The 18,257-nt window shown below is 52.6% G+C and carries 14 protein-coding genes; 7 read left to right on the top strand and 7 right to left on the bottom strand.

Features of this window, described 5'->3' with window-relative positions:
* Positions 1-335: 335 nt before the first annotated feature.
* The 5 genes from V6575_RS00880 to msrP all read left to right on the top strand — a co-directional run bounded on the left by V6575_RS00880 (position 336) and on the right by msrP (position 7,026).
* Positions 336-1,424, top strand: a complete 1,089-nt coding sequence (locus V6575_RS00880) for a hypothetical protein (protein ID WP_340272099.1) — start codon at positions 336-338, stop codon at positions 1,422-1,424.
* A 189-nt stretch (positions 1,425-1,613) separates the two neighbouring features.
* Positions 1,614-2,813, top strand: a complete 1,200-nt coding sequence (locus tag V6575_RS00875; RefSeq protein ID WP_340272098.1) for a pyridoxal phosphate-dependent aminotransferase — start codon at positions 1,614-1,616, stop codon at positions 2,811-2,813.
* Between the two features lie 190 nt (positions 2,814-3,003).
* Positions 3,004-3,489, top strand: coding sequence for a DUF992 domain-containing protein (locus V6575_RS00870; protein WP_340272097.1), 486 nt, complete (start codon positions 3,004-3,006; stop codon positions 3,487-3,489).
* 300 nt (positions 3,490-3,789) lie between these two features.
* A complete protein-coding gene (locus V6575_RS00865) occupies positions 3,790-5,880 on the top strand; it encodes an elongation factor G (RefSeq protein ID WP_340272096.1) in 2,091 nt (696 codons plus the stop codon).
* Positions 5,881-6,060: 180 nt separating this feature from the next.
* The gene (gene msrP / locus V6575_RS00860) at positions 6,061-7,026 is read left to right on the top strand and encodes a protein-methionine-sulfoxide reductase catalytic subunit MsrP (protein ID WP_340272095.1); all 966 of its coding nucleotides are present in this window, start codon (positions 6,061-6,063) and stop codon (positions 7,024-7,026) included.
* A gap of 793 nt (positions 7,027-7,819) precedes the next feature.
* Here the strand turns inward: msrP and V6575_RS00855 are convergent.
* Genes V6575_RS00855 through V6575_RS00845 form a run of 3 tightly spaced genes read right to left on the bottom strand, consistent with a single transcriptional unit; the run spans position 7,820 to position 10,700 of the window.
* Positions 7,820-8,716: a LysR family transcriptional regulator gene (locus V6575_RS00855; protein WP_340272094.1), complete on the bottom strand. Its 897-nt coding sequence runs from the start codon at positions 8,714-8,716 to the stop codon at positions 7,820-7,822.
* 39 nt (positions 8,717-8,755) lie between these two features.
* Positions 8,756-9,721 carry a thioredoxin-disulfide reductase gene (gene trxB / locus V6575_RS00850; protein ID WP_340272093.1) on the bottom strand — a complete coding sequence of 322 codons (966 nt, stop codon included), beginning with the start codon at positions 9,719-9,721 and terminating at the stop codon, positions 8,756-8,758.
* Positions 9,722-9,740: 19 nt separating this feature from the next.
* Positions 9,741-10,700 carry a mitochondrial fission ELM1 family protein gene (locus V6575_RS00845; RefSeq protein WP_340272092.1) on the bottom strand — a complete coding sequence of 320 codons (960 nt, stop codon included), beginning with the start codon at positions 10,698-10,700 and terminating at the stop codon, positions 9,741-9,743.
* A 245-nt stretch (positions 10,701-10,945) separates the two neighbouring features.
* Between V6575_RS00845 and V6575_RS00840 the strand changes: the two genes are divergently transcribed.
* Entirely contained in the window at positions 10,946-11,419 is a 474-nt protein-coding gene (locus V6575_RS00840; RefSeq protein ID WP_340272091.1) for an Lrp/AsnC family transcriptional regulator, read from the top strand.
* A 119-nt stretch (positions 11,420-11,538) separates the two neighbouring features.
* Here the strand turns inward: V6575_RS00840 and V6575_RS00835 are convergent, their stop codons facing one another.
* The 4 genes from V6575_RS00835 to V6575_RS00820 form a co-directional block, all read right to left on the bottom strand.
* The gene (locus V6575_RS00835; protein ID WP_340272090.1) at positions 11,539-12,021 is read right to left on the bottom strand and encodes a hypothetical protein; all 483 of its coding nucleotides are present in this window, start codon (positions 12,019-12,021) and stop codon (positions 11,539-11,541) included.
* A gap of 90 nt (positions 12,022-12,111) precedes the next feature.
* Positions 12,112-12,585 carry a transcription elongation factor GreA gene (gene greA, locus V6575_RS00830; RefSeq protein WP_340272089.1) on the bottom strand — a complete coding sequence of 158 codons (474 nt, stop codon included), beginning with the start codon at positions 12,583-12,585 and terminating at the stop codon, positions 12,112-12,114.
* A 109-nt stretch (positions 12,586-12,694) separates the two neighbouring features.
* Complete coding sequence (carB, locus tag V6575_RS00825; RefSeq protein WP_340272087.1) at positions 12,695-16,057, bottom strand: carbamoyl-phosphate synthase large subunit; 3,363 nt, start codon at positions 16,055-16,057, stop codon at positions 12,695-12,697.
* A gap of 189 nt (positions 16,058-16,246) precedes the next feature.
* Positions 16,247-16,486 carry a helix-turn-helix domain-containing protein gene (locus tag V6575_RS00820; RefSeq protein WP_340272086.1) on the bottom strand — a complete coding sequence of 80 codons (240 nt, stop codon included), beginning with the start codon at positions 16,484-16,486 and terminating at the stop codon, positions 16,247-16,249.
* A gap of 1,026 nt (positions 16,487-17,512) precedes the next feature.
* Here V6575_RS00820 and V6575_RS00815 point away from each other — a divergent pair.
* Positions 17,513-17,956, top strand: coding sequence for a MerR family transcriptional regulator (locus V6575_RS00815; RefSeq protein ID WP_340272085.1), 444 nt, complete (start codon positions 17,513-17,515; stop codon positions 17,954-17,956).
* The last annotated feature ends 301 nt before the right edge of the window (positions 17,957-18,257 follow it).

Raw genomic sequence — 18,257 nt, 5'->3', positions numbered from 1 at the left:
ATCCCATTGCCACAATGATGAATGAATTGACATGTGATTTTAATGAATTAACGCGATTTATGCAGTTTAGGCTCATCGTGCAGTGGTCAAGGTCACTGTCCCTCAGGAAGCTGGAAATGCTGTCGCACTTTTGACAGGAGCTGGCTTCAGAGCTGGGCGGTGGAAACATGTTCGCCCATGGCAAGTCTGGCCTGGTGTATTGAAGATTGAAAACGCGAAATTCATAACTTTTTTGCTTTTGGAAATCATAGTCGGCACATATTTTGATATCTGGCCGTCTATGGGTGCTCCTGTAAATGAATGTTAAATTGGCTCAAGATCGGACAGCGGAGAGAATGACAGAAGTCAAAGAACAAAAAGCTGATGGGACAGCGCCAGTTGCTGAGGCTCCGGCTTTGAGCCTTTCCGGACTGCAGTTCTTTTTCGCTGACATCGCTCGTAAAGTCATCGTATGGCACGAAAGTGGGTCGCGCAGTTTCGAAAACCAGGTTCTTGACCTGCAGGAGGCCCCCTCGGCAGAGGCGTTGCGGCTCCTGACCCAGGAGGACAGGACCACGATCTTGCGTTTGATCCAAGGCGCTATTCGAAATGGCAAGTCTGGACCTTACGATGTTGGTGGTGGTGTTGACCACCGCATTCCCGGCATTCCGATTATGGCTTATCGCCATGAACTCGAAGACGGCAAAGTGATTGTGGTGTGTTTTCCCTCCATGGGGGAAGGGGCCGGAAATCCCGGGAAAATCGCTCTTGGTCTTGCTCCAATCTTGCAGCACTTTGTCGCAAACTCAAACCGCAGCGTATGTTTGATCGATAACTTTGGTTATGTCCGCTTCGCCAGCGAAGGCTTCTTGCAGAGCTTTGGAATATTGGACGCAAAGCTCATACTCGGCCGGAACATCGCACATATCCAGAACCGGGTTGGCCGGACACTTGTGTCCCTAACGATTGAAGCCCTGACACGGCGGGCCAGTGCCACCGGACGCGGCAAGTTTCTGCTTGCATCGGGAGATACGACAGAGCTGATTTACAACGCGATGTATTTCCTGATCTCAGGAACTTTTGGCGGAGTTCTGTTTTCTGCCGGGAAGGCGACCGGAGACCTCGATTACACGCGCATTTTTGATATGTGCAGTTCACCCATGCTGGTTGTGAATACACAAAACCGCATGATTATTGCTGCTAACAAAGCGGCGATGAAGTCCTATCATTTGACCTCTGAGCACATCTCTCAAAATGCGATTACAGATACCTTATTGCATCCCAAGAGCTATACCTCACTCCTGCAAACTGCAGAGAAGGGCATAGAAGTGCCACAGGCAACTGTCGTGAATAGTTTGAACGGGAAATCGAAGACGAAGCGCTTGAAAGCCAGTTTCCTGTCCGATGACAAGGTGCCTAAACTGGTGCTTGAAGCGCGTTCCTAGAAGATAATCCTTAATTGCACTGTGTTGATTGCAGGGCGTGATCAAGCCTGAGAGGCTTTGCTTGCAATTCGGTCGAGCAGCCCTTTTTTGAGCTTTTTTGCCAGTTCATCTTCTGTTGCACTTGCGAAGCATTGCCTGCGGGACTACGGTCCGCGCGCTTGAATTTTCGCCTTTGCCATGGAGGGCACAATGGGCTTTATCGCTGATGCACTGACGCGTGTGAAACCATCCGCTACGATTGCTGTTACCAACAAGGCTCGCGAGCTTAAGGCTGCCGGGCGCGATGTTATTGGACTTGGAGCCGGTGAGCCGGACTTTGATACTCCGGACAACATCAAGGCTGCGGCGATTGCCGCGATTACCGAAGGTAAGACAAAATACACCGCTGTCGACGGTATTCCAGAGCTGAAGGCCGCGATCTGCGCCAAGTTCAGCCGGGAAAATGGCCTGTCTTATGAGGCAAACCAGATCACAGTGGGCACCGGAGGGAAACAGGTGCTGTACAACGCCCTTGTTGCCACGATCAATCCGGGCGATGAAGTTATTATCCCGACGCCATATTGGGTCAGCTATCCCGATATGGTGCTTCTGGCAGGCGGCGAGCCGGTGATTGTAGAGGCGGACAAATCCACCTTCAAAATCACACCCGAGGCTCTGGATGCTGCGATCACAGAGCGCACCAAGTGGGTCATTTTCAACTCTCCATCGAACCCGTCCGGTGCAGCTTATACCCGCAGTGAACTGAAAGGGCTCACAGACGTCCTGCTCAAGCATCCGCATGTTTGGATCATGACGGATGACATGTATGAGCATCTTGTCTATGACAATTTTGAGTTCACGACGCCTGCGCAGGTAGAGCCAGCTCTATATGATCGCACGCTTACAGTGAATGGTGTGTCCAAGGCCTATGCGATGACCGGTTGGCGGATTGGCTATGCTGGCGGTCCAGTTGAACTCATCAAGGCGATGGCAAAGGTTCAGTCACAGTCGACATCAAACCCTTCGTCCATTGCGCAGTGGGCTGCTGTTGAAGCGCTCAATGGCACTCAGGACTTTATTCCGAAGAACAATGACGTGTTCAAGGGACGCCGGGATCTTGTGGTTTCCATGCTCAACCAGGCGAATGGAATTTCCTGTCCGAATCCGGAAGGGGCTTTCTACGTGTTTCCGTCTTGTGCAGGTACCATTGGCAAGACCGCTCCATCTGGCAACGTTATCAAGACGGATGAGGATTTTGTAACCGAGCTTCTGGAAACTGAAGGAGTCGCCGTGGTTCAAGGGTCGGCCTTCGGTCTTGGTCCGAACTTCCGCATTTCCTACGCAACAGCGACCGAAGCCTTGGAAGAAGCGTGTACGCGTATCCAGCGCTTCTGCGGCAATCTGCGCTAAGTCGTTGTCGAAACTGAATGATGAAAAGGGCGGAGCAATCCGCCCTTTTTTATTGCCTTCGTGATTTTGACAATATTGGGTGTGATGCTTGATCCTTGAAGCGAGTTTCATCGCTTCTGGTCGACTGGTTTTAGCTGAGGCTTTTGCTTTCAGAGCATTAAAGTCGGCCAAACACATTCAGGAGATTTATATGTTCCCTCGTGCAACTCTTGCCCTTATTGCCATTTCCGGTTCATTGCTGGTTTCGCCAGCTCTCGCCGAGGACAAAGGTCCGGGTGTAACCGTTGGCACACTCACCTGTTCTATTGAAGGCGAGAGCAGTTTCATTGTCGGATCCACCTCTACGCTGGCTTGCAACTACAAGCCTGCTGGAGATGGGCCTGTTCAATTCTATGCTGGGACGATCAAGGAATATGGCCTTGATATCGGCAAGACCAGCGACGCCACATTGGTTTGGGGTGTTTTGGCTCCCAGCGCAGACATGGATCCCGGTGCTTTGGCCGGTAATTATGCTGGTCTCACAGCAGGTGCGGGCATTGGTGCAGGAATTTCAGCCAATGCGTTGATTGGCGGCTTGGATAAATCCATCGCGCTTAACCCGTTCAGCCTTGCCAGTCAGACCGGAACCAATCTGACGCTTGGTGTTAGCAAGCTGACGCTTACGGCTGTTGAATAACCTTCATTTGGTTTTCTGTTTGGGTCGGCCTTGTGCCGACCCTTTTTATTGCGGATTTCCTGGGGTTCGAACCTCAAATGACATCTGAAGCCTATTTATGAGTTTGTCAGCCTGCGTGAAACTCTGGTCATGCTGCGCTGCCGTATAAGATTTCCTTGCGTTCGCCCGATAATCGGCGCGACGATGATTGTTCCGCTCTCCGGTTCTTATGGACAGATGATCGGCGGGTGAGGCGTTAAAGGGCCGCGCCCGTCTGGTCGGTCTCATGATGGCGCCAAGTCAACATGCGGGAGATGATGGATGACAAGCAAAGATAATGGAGGCAGTAAACACCTCGCGGACAGACAAGCTGCCGGTGTTTCCGGAACAAAGTGTATTGCACTCGTTGGGCCATTTGGCAGTGGCAAGACCAGTTTGCTGGAAGCCTTTCTAGCCCGGACAGGTGCCATTGCTCGGCAGGGAAGCGCCGCTGACAACAACACGGTCGGGGATTCCGGGCCGGAGGCACGCAGTCATGGCATGAGCGTGGAGCCGAATTTCGCTGAAACGGATTTTATGGGAGATCGCTACTGTTTTGTTGATTGCCCTGGCTCGGTTGAGTTCCTGTCGGAAATGGAGGGGGTGTTGCCCGGGGTCGACATGGCCATCGTGGTCGCGGAGGACGATGACCGCAAACTACCCGCCCTGCAATTGATCCTGAAAAACCTTGAAGCCCGCGCCATCCCGCGGGTTTTGTTTTTGAACAAGATAGACAAGGGGAGCCGGGGCGTCCGCAGTGTACTGGAGAGCCTGCAGACTGCTTCTTCGGTGCCACTTGTGCTACGGCAGTTGCCGATTTGGGAAGATGGCCAGGCCACCGGATTTATCGATTTGGCGCTTGAACGTGCTCACGTTTATCACGAGCGCGAGGCAAGTACGCGCATTGACATGTCGGATGTGGACCGCACCCGGGAGCTGGAAGCTCGCTTTACCATGCTGGAAACGCTGGCCGATCACGATGACACTCTGATGGAAAAGCTGCTCGAGGATATCGCGCCGGACCCTGAGTTGATTTTCTCTGATCTTGTCCAGGAGATGCACGACGGTCTGATTTGTCCGGTCTTCTTCGGATCTGCAGAGCATGGCAACGGGATTGGGCGTCTCTTGAAGGCATTGCGGCATGAAGCGCCAAGCATATCCACTACATGCAAACGCATGGACATTGTGTCTGACAGAGAAGCAACTGCCCTTTGCGTCTTGAAGACAGTGCACACTTTGCATGGCGGGAAACTGTCGATTGCAAGATTGCTGAGTGGAAAAGTGGGAGACGGCGACAGTCTGCGTTCTGCTGATGGAAATGAGACACGCGTGTCTGGAACCTTTACGCTTTTTGGACAGCAGGCGATCAAGCGTGCACCTGCCGAGGCGGGCGACCTTGTTGGGTTGGGGCGTCTTGAGAGTGTCCGGACGGGCGATCTATTGCAGTCACCTGGCGGTTCACCTCACGCATGGCAGAATAAGGAGCTGCCAGACCCGGTTTTGTCTATCTCGGTGCGGGCGGCAAAGCGGCAGGACGAGGTGCGGTTGTCGTCAGCCCTGGCCAAACTCGCTGAGGAAGACCCAGGCCTGAGATTGCTGCAAAGCCAACACAGCGGAGAAACCCTGTTGGGCGGACAGGGGGAAATGCACCTGCGTGTGGCGCAGGAGCGGCTGGCTGGCAAATTTGGGCTATCCATCGTTGTGGGTGGTCCACAGGTGCCGTATTTGGAGACAATCCGGCACGGGACGAGCGTTCGTGCCCGTCACAAGAAACAGTCCGGGGGGCACGGGCAATTTGGTGATGTGGTGCTCGAAATCGCGCCATTGCCGCGCGGAGAGGGCATTGTCTTCACAGACAAGATTACCGGAGGCGTCGTGCCCAAACAGTATATTTCTTCGGTTCGCGAGGGTGTTTTGGAAGCGCTGCAGCGGGGTCAATTGGGATTTCCCGTGGTCGACATCTCGGTCTGTCTGACGGATGGATCCTTTCATTCTGTCGACAGTTCTGATCAGGCTTTCAAGATGGCCGGGATTGCGGCAGTGAGAGACGGCTTGGCGGATTGCGGCCCGGTCTTGCTTGAGCCGGTTCACAAGGTGTCTGTTGTTTGTCCCAGCGAGGTGACTGCCCGGATCAACGGGATCGTTTCCGGGCGACGCGGCCAGATTCTTGGCTTTGATGCACGTCCAGACTGGGCCGGTTGGGATCGAGTCGATGCTATGATCCCCCAGGCCGAAATTAGCGATTTGATAGTCGAGTTGCGATCCGCGTCATCAGGAGTTGCGAGTTACAGCAGCACGTTTGACCATATGACTGAATTAAATGGGCGTGTTGCCGAGAGCGCGCTGAAACGGGCCGGAGGGCAGGCTGCCTAGGCCACTGGCCCATAACGACCTCCCTTTTGCAGCAGGCCTTTGACGTTAAGTTGAAGGCCTGAAGCGGGACGGAGTGTGCGGTTGCCATGATATTGCCTCTGGAGGTCAGGTATGGTCACCAGGGCGTTATTTGCACTTGAAGGGCCGTTCAGCTTTTCTGGCAATCAAAGGAGCAATGTTATGAATGTCATTCACAAAAAGGCTTGGGCAATACCCGAACGGGAAGCAACGCCTGAAGATGTCTTCTGGAACCGCCGGTCGTTCATGGCTGGTGTGGCCGGTGGTGTTTTGGGTCTTGGCGCGATGGCTGCCAATCCAGCTAGGGCGCTTGCAGAAGAGGATCCGAGCGCTGGGCTATATCCTGTTCAGCGTAATAAGGCCTTCACGCTTGATCGCGATGTGACAGCAGAATCGGCGTCATCGACCTATAATAATTTCTACGAGTTCGGAACGAGCAAACAGATTTCCAAAGCGGCGCAAGCCCTGCCGATCCGCCCTTGGTCCGTTGTGGTCGATGGGTTGGTCGACAATCCGCAGACAATCGACATTGACGATATGCTTGCAAAGATGCCTCTGGAAGAGCGACTTTATCGTCATCGCTGTGTTGAGGCTTGGTCGATGGCTGTGCCCTGGTCCGGATTTCCATTGTCAGAGCTGGTGAAATTGGCTGGGCCTACTTCAGATGCAAAATATCTTCGGTTCGAGACATTCAATGATCCCAAGATTGCCCCTGGTCAGAAACAAGGCTGGTATCCTTGGCCCTATGTTGAAGGGCTGACCTTGGCAGAAGCGACCAATGATCTGGCGTTCATGGTCACGGGTGTTTATGGCAAGCCGCTTGCCAAACAATTTGGTGCGCCGCTCCGTCTCGCTTTGCCATGGAAATACGGATTCAAGTCGATCAAGTCGATTGTGCGTATTTCCTTCGTCAAGGAGCGCCCTGTGGGGCTGTGGGAGGCTATCCAGTCCAGTGAATATGGCTTTTGGGCCAATGTGAACCCTGGGGTTCCCCATCCAAGGTGGAGCCAGGCGAGTGAGCGGTTGCTTGGCACGAGCGAGCGGCGCAATACGCTGATGTTCAATGGATATGGCGAGCAGGTCGCTGACTTGTACAAGGACCTTAAAGGCGAAGCACTCTATATGTGAGGGCTGAAACACTGGGATTAAAGAAAGGGGCGATGCGCTATTACGTGTGGCCCCCAAAAAATAAGCTGATGATTAAAAGAAGGTTTGGCGTCTTGCGACGTCCGGCCCCCAGACTACCTGATCATAAAAAGAAGGGCCGGCGTCATGCGACGTCCGGCCCTTTTTGAGATGCGTTGGGGGGAAACGCATCTCCGTCGGGGAGGGGTGCGGGTTATTCACCTGCACTTTTAATGTGGGGGGATCAATCTGGTTTTGCCAGTGCAGAATGATGTTTTTAGGTCTAGGTGAACAAAGTTTAATGTTCGGTCATTGGCATCGCTCAAGGCAAAAAAAATGCCGGATCCGAGGATCCGGCAGTTTGTTTGATTCACTGCAAAAAGCAGCGGAATCACCTTCCAGAGGGGAACAGCTGATGCTTCGACGTCACTGGGAGGAAGGTGCGACGCCGGAGAACCAACAGTAATGGTTATATGCAGTGCAATAGCTGCCGAAACAAGAGGCAGCCCCGCAGGGCAGCTATGCAAAAAGTTAATGGCTTGTCCATATTTTACCGAAACCTCAGAAATCTGGGGTTTCTAGGTCTAAAAAACAGTGGTTACTCTTCAAATTCCGGACGTTTAAGAGTGTATGAATGATCTTTAGCGCCTAATCGTTTTGTGAAACTGCTTAAATTTCCGCGCGTAGGTGGCTGAAATTGCTGCGATGCCGCACTGCCAGCTGTTCTTCTAATCTCAATTCGGCGAAAACCTGCCCGCCTGTGCTGTGCGGGCAAATTCAATATCTCAGTGATTTTCTAGAATGCCCAGTGCTCAGCATTGCTCACGAGGAAATCCCGGAAGGCTGTAATACGGGCTGTGTTCTTCAGTTCTGACGGATAGACAAAATAGGTGTCGAACGACGGCACGGTGTCTTCCAGCTCACTGAGCACCTGCACCAGGTTTGTGTCTTTCTCGATGATGTAATCAGGCAGGATGGCAATTCCGACCCCTGCCTGAACTGCGCGCTTGATCGCAACCAGGTTGTTCACTTTCAAGACGGACTTGCGATGTTCGAGAGCGGGGAGGCCTGCTTTTTCCAACCAATTCATGTCTCGAAGATAGGCTGGTGCGGGTTCGCCAAAAGTCACAATGCGGTGGTTGTCGATTTCTTCAATAGAGGTCGGCGTGCCGAAACGCTTAAGATAGTGTGGCGACGCAAAGACGTGGAAATGCACGGTGAACAATTTGCGCTGGATCAGGTCTGGCTGGGTCGGCTGACGCAGGCGAATGGCAACATCGGCCTCACGCATGCTCAGATCCAGTTCATCATCATCGAAGATGAGCTGGAGCTCGACATCCGGATACAGATCAATGAAATCAACGATCCGGGAGGTGAGCCATGTAGAGCCAAGCCCAACAGTGGTTGTCACCTTGAGCACGCCAGATGGTTTTTCCTTGCTGTCCGTAAGCCGCCCCTGAACAGCTTCAAGCTTCATCAGAACGTCTCGGGCCGTTCGGAACAGCAATTCCCCCTGTTCGGTCAGTAACAAGCCCCGGGCGTGTCTGTGAAACAGGGGGACGCCGATTTCGTGCTCCAGAGAGCTAACCTGTCGGCTGACAGCCGACTGGCTCATGTTCAAGGCATCACCAGCGTGGGTGAAGCTTCCTGCCTGTGCCGCAGCGTGAAAAATGCGCAGTTTGTCCCAGTCCATGTCGCGTTCTCCATGCCGCGCCGCAGTCAAGCTTGATGCTTATTCTGCTGCTGCCGATTCTGCCTGTTCATGCTCGGCCAGAAAGCGCTCTGCTTCAAGCGCTGCCATACATCCCATGCCCGCGGCTGTTACAGCCTGACGGTAAATATCGTCAGTCACATCGCCTGCTGCAAAGACGCCGGGAATTGATGTCTTGGTGGAATCTGGCTCTGTGACGAGATAATCGCCCGTTTTGAGTTCAAGTTGTCCGCGAAACAGATCTACGGACGGTGCGTGACCAATCGCAATGAAAACACCATCTACGGAGATTTCTTGTGTATCTGCGGTGTTGGTATTCTTCAATCGAAGGCCCGTCACGCCTTTAGGTATTCCTCCGCCCAAAATCTCTTCGAGAGAGTGATCCCAGATCACTTCGATCTTTGGATGCTTAAACAGGCGTTCTTGCAGGATGCGCTCTGCACGCAGGCTGTCACGGCGGTGAATCAGTGTCACTTTAGAGGCGAGGTTTGCCAGATAGAGGGCTTCTTCAACGGCGGTGTTGCCGCCGCCAACCACTGCAACTTCCTTGTTGCGATAGAAAAAGCCATCGCAGGTCGCACATGCGGAGACACCAGCGCCCATGAAGTCTTGTTCGGAAGGCAGGCCAAGCCAGCGGGCCTGTGCCCCTGTGCAGATCACGACAGCCTCAGCGATATAAATCGTGCCGCTGTCCGTTTCGATCCGAAACGGGCGTTCAGAAAGATCGGCCTTGGTGACCGTGTCATAGACGACCTTGGTGCCGACGTTCTCGGCTTGCTTCTGCATTTGCTCCATCAGCCATGGACCCTGGATTGGGTCAGCAAAGCCAGGGTAGTTTTCGACGTCGGTGGTTATTGTAAGCTGACCACCTGGCTGAATACCGGCCAGCAATGTTGGTTCCATCATCGCACGTGCTGCGTAAACGGCAGCGGTGTAACCCGCCGGGCCTGAACCGATTATGAGAAGCTTGGTGTGCTCTGTGGTCATCTGCGCTGTGCCTTCAGTTCTATCGTGTCGTTGTCCGTGTTGCGCCCTGATGATCAATCATTGCCTTGCGAATGGCATAGGCGATCATGGGCGTCGGATCTTGTGGCTCGTAGGTAGTGGTTTTCAGCGGTCCGGGGAAGGGGTGAATAACCCCAAGTTGGTTCAACGTCCCCAGAAAGCGGTCAATTTTTGCGTGACCACCGGTTGGATGGAAAACATGGATTGGCTTTCCCGTGCTGGCGGCCTCTCCGATCATGTTGGTGGAATCAGCTGTGACCACAATGGCATCAGCTTTGGCGAGCATGGGAGCGAGAGGATTTTCGCCCGTTCCGTTCCAAAAGTAATGGCCGTTTGCTGCAGCAAACTCCGCGAGGGTTTCTGATAAACGCTTCGGGCTGCGGCGCGAGGTGGTGATCATAAGGTGAGCATCAGATCCGTTGGCCAGAGCCTCAAGCGCCTCCTGGAACCGTGTGCTGTCAGCGTCTGTAAATGTGTGATGTCTGCTGTCCCCGCCGACGAGGACGGCGATGCGCGGTTCTGAAAGCCGGTCAATGTCCGGATAGGGCTTGGCTTTAAGGCTGGCCAGCAATTCTTGCGAGAAACGATGGGGAGCCGTGGGAGAGGTTAGGACGTTAGGTCCACGCAAAGGGTCATGCTGTGGAACCCAGATCAGGTCGGCAGCGCCTGTGCCTGTGCGCGGGTCCTTCAGGCAGACTGTGAAGGTGCGACCGCCGCTGGCCTTTTTTACATGACGCAAATAAGGGATTGCGCGACGGCCTGAACCAATTGCCAGGTCTGGATAAGGGGGGGACAGTGGGCTTTGGGCGGCTGAAGGACGCTCTCTGGGATCAATCGGGCCGTATGGCATGGCCCAGGCAAAGAGGGGGCCAGGTTGGACGGTCCGAATCTGAAAGGGGATGTTGATGGCTTCGGCAACGCCAATGCACTGGGCCTGGTCGCCTGCCTTTCCGTCGGTCAAAACCCAGCAGCTCTCGAGTTGGGCCGTCAAATCACTTTGCCCGGATGCCGGGTCCCTATTGTTATCTTTTCGATTCATGCGCAAATTTGTTATAGTCTTGCACGAGCGCGCAAAAAATCATACTTCGGCGTAACATAATATGTCTCTCGGGCGTTTTCAGATTCTCAGAGATATCCGGGTCATATGATCCGATCACCATGATCCCTGTGGAATGAACAAGGTTGTGGCGAGTGAAGGAGATTGTATTGAAAGCGCGGCTTGACACCATTGATTGGCACATTTTGAAGGAACTGCAGGAAGACGGCCGGATGACCAACGTTGAGTTGGCACGTCGGGTTGGGATATCTGCGCCGCCGTGCCTGCGTCGTGTCAGGGCTCTGGAAGAAGCGGGTTTGATTCGTGGATACAGGACTCTGCTGGATGAAAAGCAGCTTGGTTATGATGTGACTGCATTCGCCATGGTTGGTTTGCACAGCCAGACCGAGGCAGATCTGATCGCATTTGAGGAAACGGTCAAAGGCTGGTCGATCGTTCGTGAGAGCTACATGCTGTCAGGTGAAGTTGATTTTCTACTGAAGTGCGTCACCCCGGATCTGCAGACGTTCCAGAATTTCATCATACGTGAGCTGACCGCTGCACCGAATGTGGAAAGTGTTCGTACGGCCTTGACGATCCGTCGGACCAAAGACGATCCGGTTGTTCCTATCGACATTTCTTAGTGCGAAGGTTCTCGAGCCCGCTGACATGCTTTAAACTGCCCTCGGCCTTGTGGCAGGGCCATTTAGATCCGGTCCTCAGGCTTTCGGCGGTAGTATCTAGAAATGATAGGCTCCGAACCCTAGCTTGATGAAACCGGCATTTGTTCATTTAATTTAGAAATTCTTCGTTGCAGACGCCGGATCATTTGGATGTCTCGCAACGCGGTCATCAGCACCGTGAAGCTGAAAGATAACATGAAAGCTGTCACGAGGACCATGATTGGCATGATCTGATCATACAGCAGAGCATCGATATGAGAATCTATATTGTTGATTCCGGAATAGATGCGTCTTGGAAAGATATCTTTGAACGTATGAAAGTGAAGTCGGCCGGTCTTCAAATAGGCTAGCGCGTAAAGAAAACTGAAAATCACCCCTGAAAGGACAACAAGAAAACCGAAGACTCTTGTTCCAAACAGCGTGACACTTTCATGGCGTGCGATCAGGCGGCGTAATATGGACTTGGCGCGGTAATTGAGGCGATAGAAGCAAATTGTGCGATACGCCCAAAGTGGTACCGCAATGGCGATCATAATCAGGCTAATTGTAGTCGCGATGTCCATCCCCTCGCCCTCCCCGGTTGTGCCGCAATCATTCAAGCACTCTAGCTTGAACTTTCGTTGCGTCAAACCGGATAGGGGAACAGCCGTTTATCAGACGAACTTGACGTCGGTAATTTCATAGGCACGTGCGCCGCCGGGGGCGGTAACTTCAACACTGTCGCCCGTGCTCTTGCCTATAAGGGCGCGCGCAATTGGGGACGAAATTGAAATCTTGTTCTGCTTTACGTCGGATTCGACATCGCCGACGATCATGTATTGCTTTTTTTCTTCGGTGTCCTCATCGATGAGCGAGACCGTTGCGCCAAATTTGATCACGTCTCCAGAGAGTTTGGTTACGTCGATCACTTCGGCGCGAGAAAGTTTATCTTCCAGTTCAGCGATACGGCCTTCGTTGTGGCTCTGCGCTTCCTTGGCAGCGTGATATTCGGCATTTTCCGAAAGGTCACCATGAGCGCGCGCTTCTGAAATCGCTTCTACAATTCGTGGCCGCTCACCTGACGTGCGTTCCTTCAGTTCAACCTGAAGCGCCACATGTCCGGCGGAGGTCATCGGAACTTTTTCCATTTGTCACAGACCTTCAGCTTTTTAGGTCCCCCTTCTGAGGACCACCCGTCACAAAAATAACCCGACCGGGAAAGATATCTTTCCCGGTCGGTGCTGTCTCATACTAGCCTTAGCCGAAGTAGGATTGCAAAGGCCTGACTTCAAGGCTGTCCGTTTTGTAAGCGATAATGCCCTTTGCGGCGGCTACAGAGCCGGAAAGCGTGGTGTAATAAGGAACTTTGTTCAACAGGGCTGCCCTGCGCATTGAACGGCTGTCAGACAATGCCTGAGCCCCTTCAGTCGTGTTGAAGACCAGCTGCACCTCACCATTTTTGATGACGTCAACAATATGCGGACGACCTTCGAGCACCTTGTTGATTTTTGAGCAGGTAACGCCTTGTTCCTCAAGGTACTTTTGAGTTCCTGTCGTCGCGATGATCTTGAAGCCTGCGCTTTCCAGGGACCGGACCGCTTCGAGCACGCCACTCTTGTCAGTGTCTCGCATGGAAACGAAGACCGTGCCTTGTTCTGGCACGCCGGTTCCACATCCAATTTGCGATTTGGCGAAAGCAGTGGAAAAAGCCGTGTCCAGTCCCATGACTTCGCCTGTTGAGCGCATTTCCGGTCCCAAAATCGTGTCGACGCCAGGGAAACGGGCAAACGGGAAAACGGCTTCTTTGACGGCAACGTGCTGCAGTTTCTTCTCTTTCAAGCCGAATGAGGCAAGACTTTCACCGGCCATGATGCGGCTGGCGATCTTCGCAACCGGATCACCAATGGTCTTGGCAACAAACGGAACTGTCCGGGATGCACGCGGGTTGACTTCAAGAACGTAGATTTCGTCGTCCTTGATCGCATACTGAACGTTCATGAGGCCACCGACTTCCAGGGCAAGTGCCATGGCTTCTGTTTGGCGCTTCAGTTCTGCGATCAATTCTGCAGACAAAGAGAATGGTGGCAGGGAACAGGCACTGTCTCCAGAATGAATGCCAGCTTCTTCAATATGCTCCATGATGGCGCAGACGAAAACGTCTTTCCCGTCGCATAGGGCATCGACATCAACTTCGATGGCGCCCTCAATGTAACGGTCAAACAGCAGTGGGTTCGTCCCGAGAACTGTGTTGATCTGGCCTGTCTTGTCATTCGGGTACTTTGCCCGCACTTCAGCAGGCACAAGTTCTGGAAGCGTGCCCAGCAGGTAGGAATTGAGGGCTTCCTCACTCCGGATGATCTGCATGGCTCTACCGCCCAGAACGTAGGACGGGCGGACAACGAGAGGCAGACCCAGATTACTGGCAATCAGACGGCCCTGTTCAACAGAGTAGGCTATGCCGTTTTCCGGTTGCTTGAGGTCAAGCTTGACCAGCAGCTTCTGGAAGCGGTCGCGATCTTCTGCAAGATCGATCATGTCAGGAGATGTGCCAAGGATCGGCACACCGGCCTGGACCAGGAATTGCGCGAGTTTCAAAGGCGTCTGTCCACCGAACTGGACAATGACGCCATGAAGGGTGCCGTTTTCCTGTTCCTTGCGAATAACTTCAAGCACGTCTTCAGCTGTCAGAGGTTCGAAATAAAGCCGATCAGATGTGTCGTAATCCGTTGATACGGTTTCGGGATTACAATTGACCATGATGGTTTCATAGCCCGCTTCCTTCAAGGCGAAGGCCGCATGGCAGCAACAATAATCGAATTCAATACCCTGGCCGATCCGGTTCGGCCCGCCACCAAGAATGACCACCTTTTTGCGATCTGTCGGTTTGGATTCGCAAACAAGAGCGCCCATGAAGGGGGCTTCATAGGTGGAGTACATATAGGCCGTAGGAGAAGCGAACTCTGCCGCGCAGGTGTCGATCCGCTTGTAAACGGGATGGACATCCAGGTCGCCACGAAGCTTGGCGATATCTTTCTCATTCAACTCGGCAAGGCTGGCCAGGCGCGCGTCTGAAAAACCCATGGATTTCAGCTTACGCAGCATTGGAGCATTGTCAGGCAGACCGTGTTCGCGAACCTTTGCTTCCATTTCAACGATGGCATGCATTTGTTCGAGGAACCATTCATTGATGCCGCTTGCGCTGTGGATGTCCTCCAAGCTCATGCCAAGGCGCATGGCCTGTGCCACATGCAAAATGCGGGTAGGGGTCGGCGTTGCAATAGCAGAGCGGATGGAATTGGTGTCATCGCCCTGTCCAAGGCCCGGAATTTCCGTTTCATCAAGACCGTTGAGCCCGGTTTCCAGGCCGCGCAGGGCTTTTTGAAAGCTCTCTGCGAAGTTCCGGCCAATGGCCATGACTTCGCCGACAGATTTCATGGCGGTGGTCAGGGTTGGCTCAGAGCCCGGGAACTTTTCGAAGGCAAAGCGCGGAATCTTTGTCACAACATAGTCGATAGACGGTTCGAACGATGCGGGAGTTGCTCCGCCGGTGATGTCGTTCTCCAGCTCATCGAGGGTGTAACCGACGGCAAGTTTCGCGGCGATCTTTGCGATTGGAAAGCCCGTTGCCTTGGAAGCGAGGGCCGAAGACCGCGACACGCGTGGGTTCATTTCGATGACGACCAGACGGCCATCTGCTGGGTTGACGGCAAACTGAACGTTGGAGCCGCCAGTTTCGACGCCGATCTCACGCAAGACCGCAATCGAGGCGTCCCGCATGATCTGGTATTCCTTGTCGGTCAGCGTCAGTGCTGGCGCGACAGTTATGGAATCACCGGTGTGGACCCCCATAGGGTCTACATTTTCGATGGAGCAGATGATGATGCAGTTGTCCGCTGTGTCGCGGACGACTTCCATCTCGTATTCTTTCCAGCCAATCAGGCTTTCATCGATCAGAATCTGGCCGTTTGGAGAAGCGTCCAAGCCTGAGCGAGCGATGGTCTCGAACTCTTCACGGTTGTAGGCAACGCCGCCGCCCGTTCCACCCATGGTGAAGGCGGGGCGTATGATTGCTGGCAGGCCGATTTCTTCCAGAGCCTTCATGGCTTCCATGAAGCCGGTTGCCCGGTCATAGCCCTTGATCTTGCCCTCTTCGTTCCGGATCGCAGGTGAGGAGGCAATACATGCGCGCGGGTTTTCCAGGCCGATGGCATCCATCGCCGCCCGAAATTTTTCCCTGTCTTCGGCTTTTTCAATGACTTCGGCTCGTGCGCCGATCATCTCGACACCGAATTTTTCGAGGATGCCCATTTCTTCAAGGTCCAGAGCGCAGTTCAATGCAGTCTGGCCACCCATTGTGGGCAGAAGAGCGTCCGGGCGTTCCTTTTCGATGATCTTGGCAACGATCTCTGGCGTGATCGGCTCGATGTAAGTGGCATCGGCCAGATCCGGATCCGTCATGATCGTCGCAGGATTCGAATTCACCAAGATGATGCGAAAGCCCTCTTCTCGCAGCGCCTTGCAGGCTTGCGTTCCAGAGTAGTCAAATTCGCATGCCTGACCGATTACAATCGGGCCTGCGCCAATGATGAGAATGGAGGAGATGTCGGTACGTTTTGGCATCGGAGCTCGCAGCGGCCATTGCCGTTCAGGTCGCACCTGTCGGGTTGGCTCGTTCCATGATGAATGTCAATGTCAGCTGAGCGCGTGTTATAGGCAAAAGGTTGCCAATAAGGAACCCCGCTGAGCAGCTTATTTGCGTGTTTCAGTCTGAGTTGTGGGCATCAAGTCCGAAAATACGCATTTTGGGCTTCAAGAGGTTGTTTCGCCTTGAGTGTCCGGGAGGGCTGTCTTGCCGTCGAAGTCATCGATTCCTGACGAAAGAGCATAACAGGCGAGGCGAATGGACTTCGGGATTTCAACCGGGCGACCGTCGCGCTTGCCTTTTTCGTAGTACTGAATCATGCGCTTTTTCAAGCCAAGCTGATCGGCTGCGTCCTTCTGCTTCAGTCCAAGGGATCGACGCCAATCGCGGAATTGCTCGGGTGTCATTACAGGTCTGCTGTCATTAGTATGTCGGTCTGTCATCGTGCTGGTGCGTTTTATCCGGTCTTTCGGCGGTATTGCTTTCTGCATTCCTTGCCATCAGCAAAATGCGCCAATTGAGAGCCCCGCAATCTTAATCTTCGGACCCCGTGTCATCGTCAGAGAAATCGGGAACCGAGCTGATTGTCAATCTTCATGTGCACTGTGTGCGAGTAGGTGGATTTTGAAGTCATCCGAGTATGCATAAAATGACAATATATGCCCTTGTCCATTTGGTTGTTGGATGCCCCTGACTGGGACGCTGGGCTTTTTGGTCTCACTCAGCTTTTGATTCTGAAATCCATTTTGGGTTTTTACCGTTTTTACAGTCGCACCAATTTACGTAGCTGCCCTTCATCTCTGTGAGATAACCATCGCGGTGCAATTAGGTTGCGGACCCATACTTTGCAGTTCTGCCGCCTTTGGACCCAGCGTTATCAATCCGAGCCCTAAGTTGTTCGAGCGATTTTGCGTTGCTGCGTGTTGACATTTGCTCCCTCAAGAGACGAAATCAATCTTAGCATTGGTATTTTTGACAATTTTTCGAAATTTTCTAGTAAATAATAAATCCTGACAACAGTAATCTACATTAACTTCACTATGCTGTTGAATTATCTATAATTAATATTTAAGAAGATCTATATTGTATAACTTTCCATGAGATTATCGATAATAAATATAATTTAGTATTACTTGACGTCTTCCTATGAGTTCATTTTTTTGATTTGCTATAATTTATAAATTAAAATTTTTTATGCCCATCGAATATTGATTTATGATGTTGGTAAATCAATAAAGCGAACGGAAAGCACAAAAATAGGCGTTAATTGAGTACCATTTTGCGATTTTTTAGTGTCATAATTAAATTCGCGTGAGAACGAGTTTATCACTGCAGGCTGTTTGGGGTTTGGGCAAAGCGGAGGTGGGCTGTGATGTTCAAAAGTTTGTTGTGGGTCGGTAAGCGCAAAACAAAAACAATATCGGGCAACAAAAATGAACAGTGTAGCTACAAAAATGGTCGTCGTACCTGATATCGCGGGGCCTATTGACAATGTTAATGAAGAAGGAAAAGTGCTGGCAATTTCCGAAATGTCAGAACTTTTCAATGTAACGCTTCGGACACTTCGTTTTTACGAGGAAAAAGGCCTCCTGAATCCAGTTCGCAGAGGCGCGCGTCGCTTCTATGGAGCTCGTGACGTGGGGCGCATGCGCGTGATCTTGCAGGCCAAGAAAATTGGTCTGACCCTTGCGGAGATCCGACGTGTCATCAAATTGGTGGAAAGTGATGTTCCTAGATCTGAGCAGCTCGGCGAGTTGCAAACGATCTGTGCGGGCCAGCAGCAGATTTTGAGCGAGCAAAAGGTAATGCTTGATGAGCAGGTTGCCGAGGTCGAAGACGTCCTGGGTGCTCTAGGTGCATTGATGTCTGTAGGCTGATCACTCTTGGGGAGTGCGCATTCGCTTGCAAGGTGACTGTCATGTGAGCTTGCCGCGTGCGGTGCAAAATCACTCAGAAAATAAATAAGCCCGGCTCACTGGAACCGGGCTTTTTTGCGCTTTAATTTTGGATCAGTCTGCAGTTTTATTAGGTTTGGTTGTCTCAACAAAAGACCTGAGAGTTAGGGTTTGGACTCATAAAATTGGATCCAATGGCGTTAAACCCGCCATCCGCAGAAGGTTCATAGTCCTTCGGATCGATTTGGAACACGCCGTCTGCAGTGTTGCAAAAACTCGAAAA

It is taken from the genome of Roseibium algae (assembly GCF_037783265.1).
GTDB classification, from domain to species: Bacteria; Pseudomonadota; Alphaproteobacteria; order Rhizobiales; family Stappiaceae; genus Roseibium; species Roseibium algae.
The sequence above is the reverse complement of the archived record's forward strand: the minus strand, read 5'-3'. Positions and strand labels throughout refer to the sequence as shown.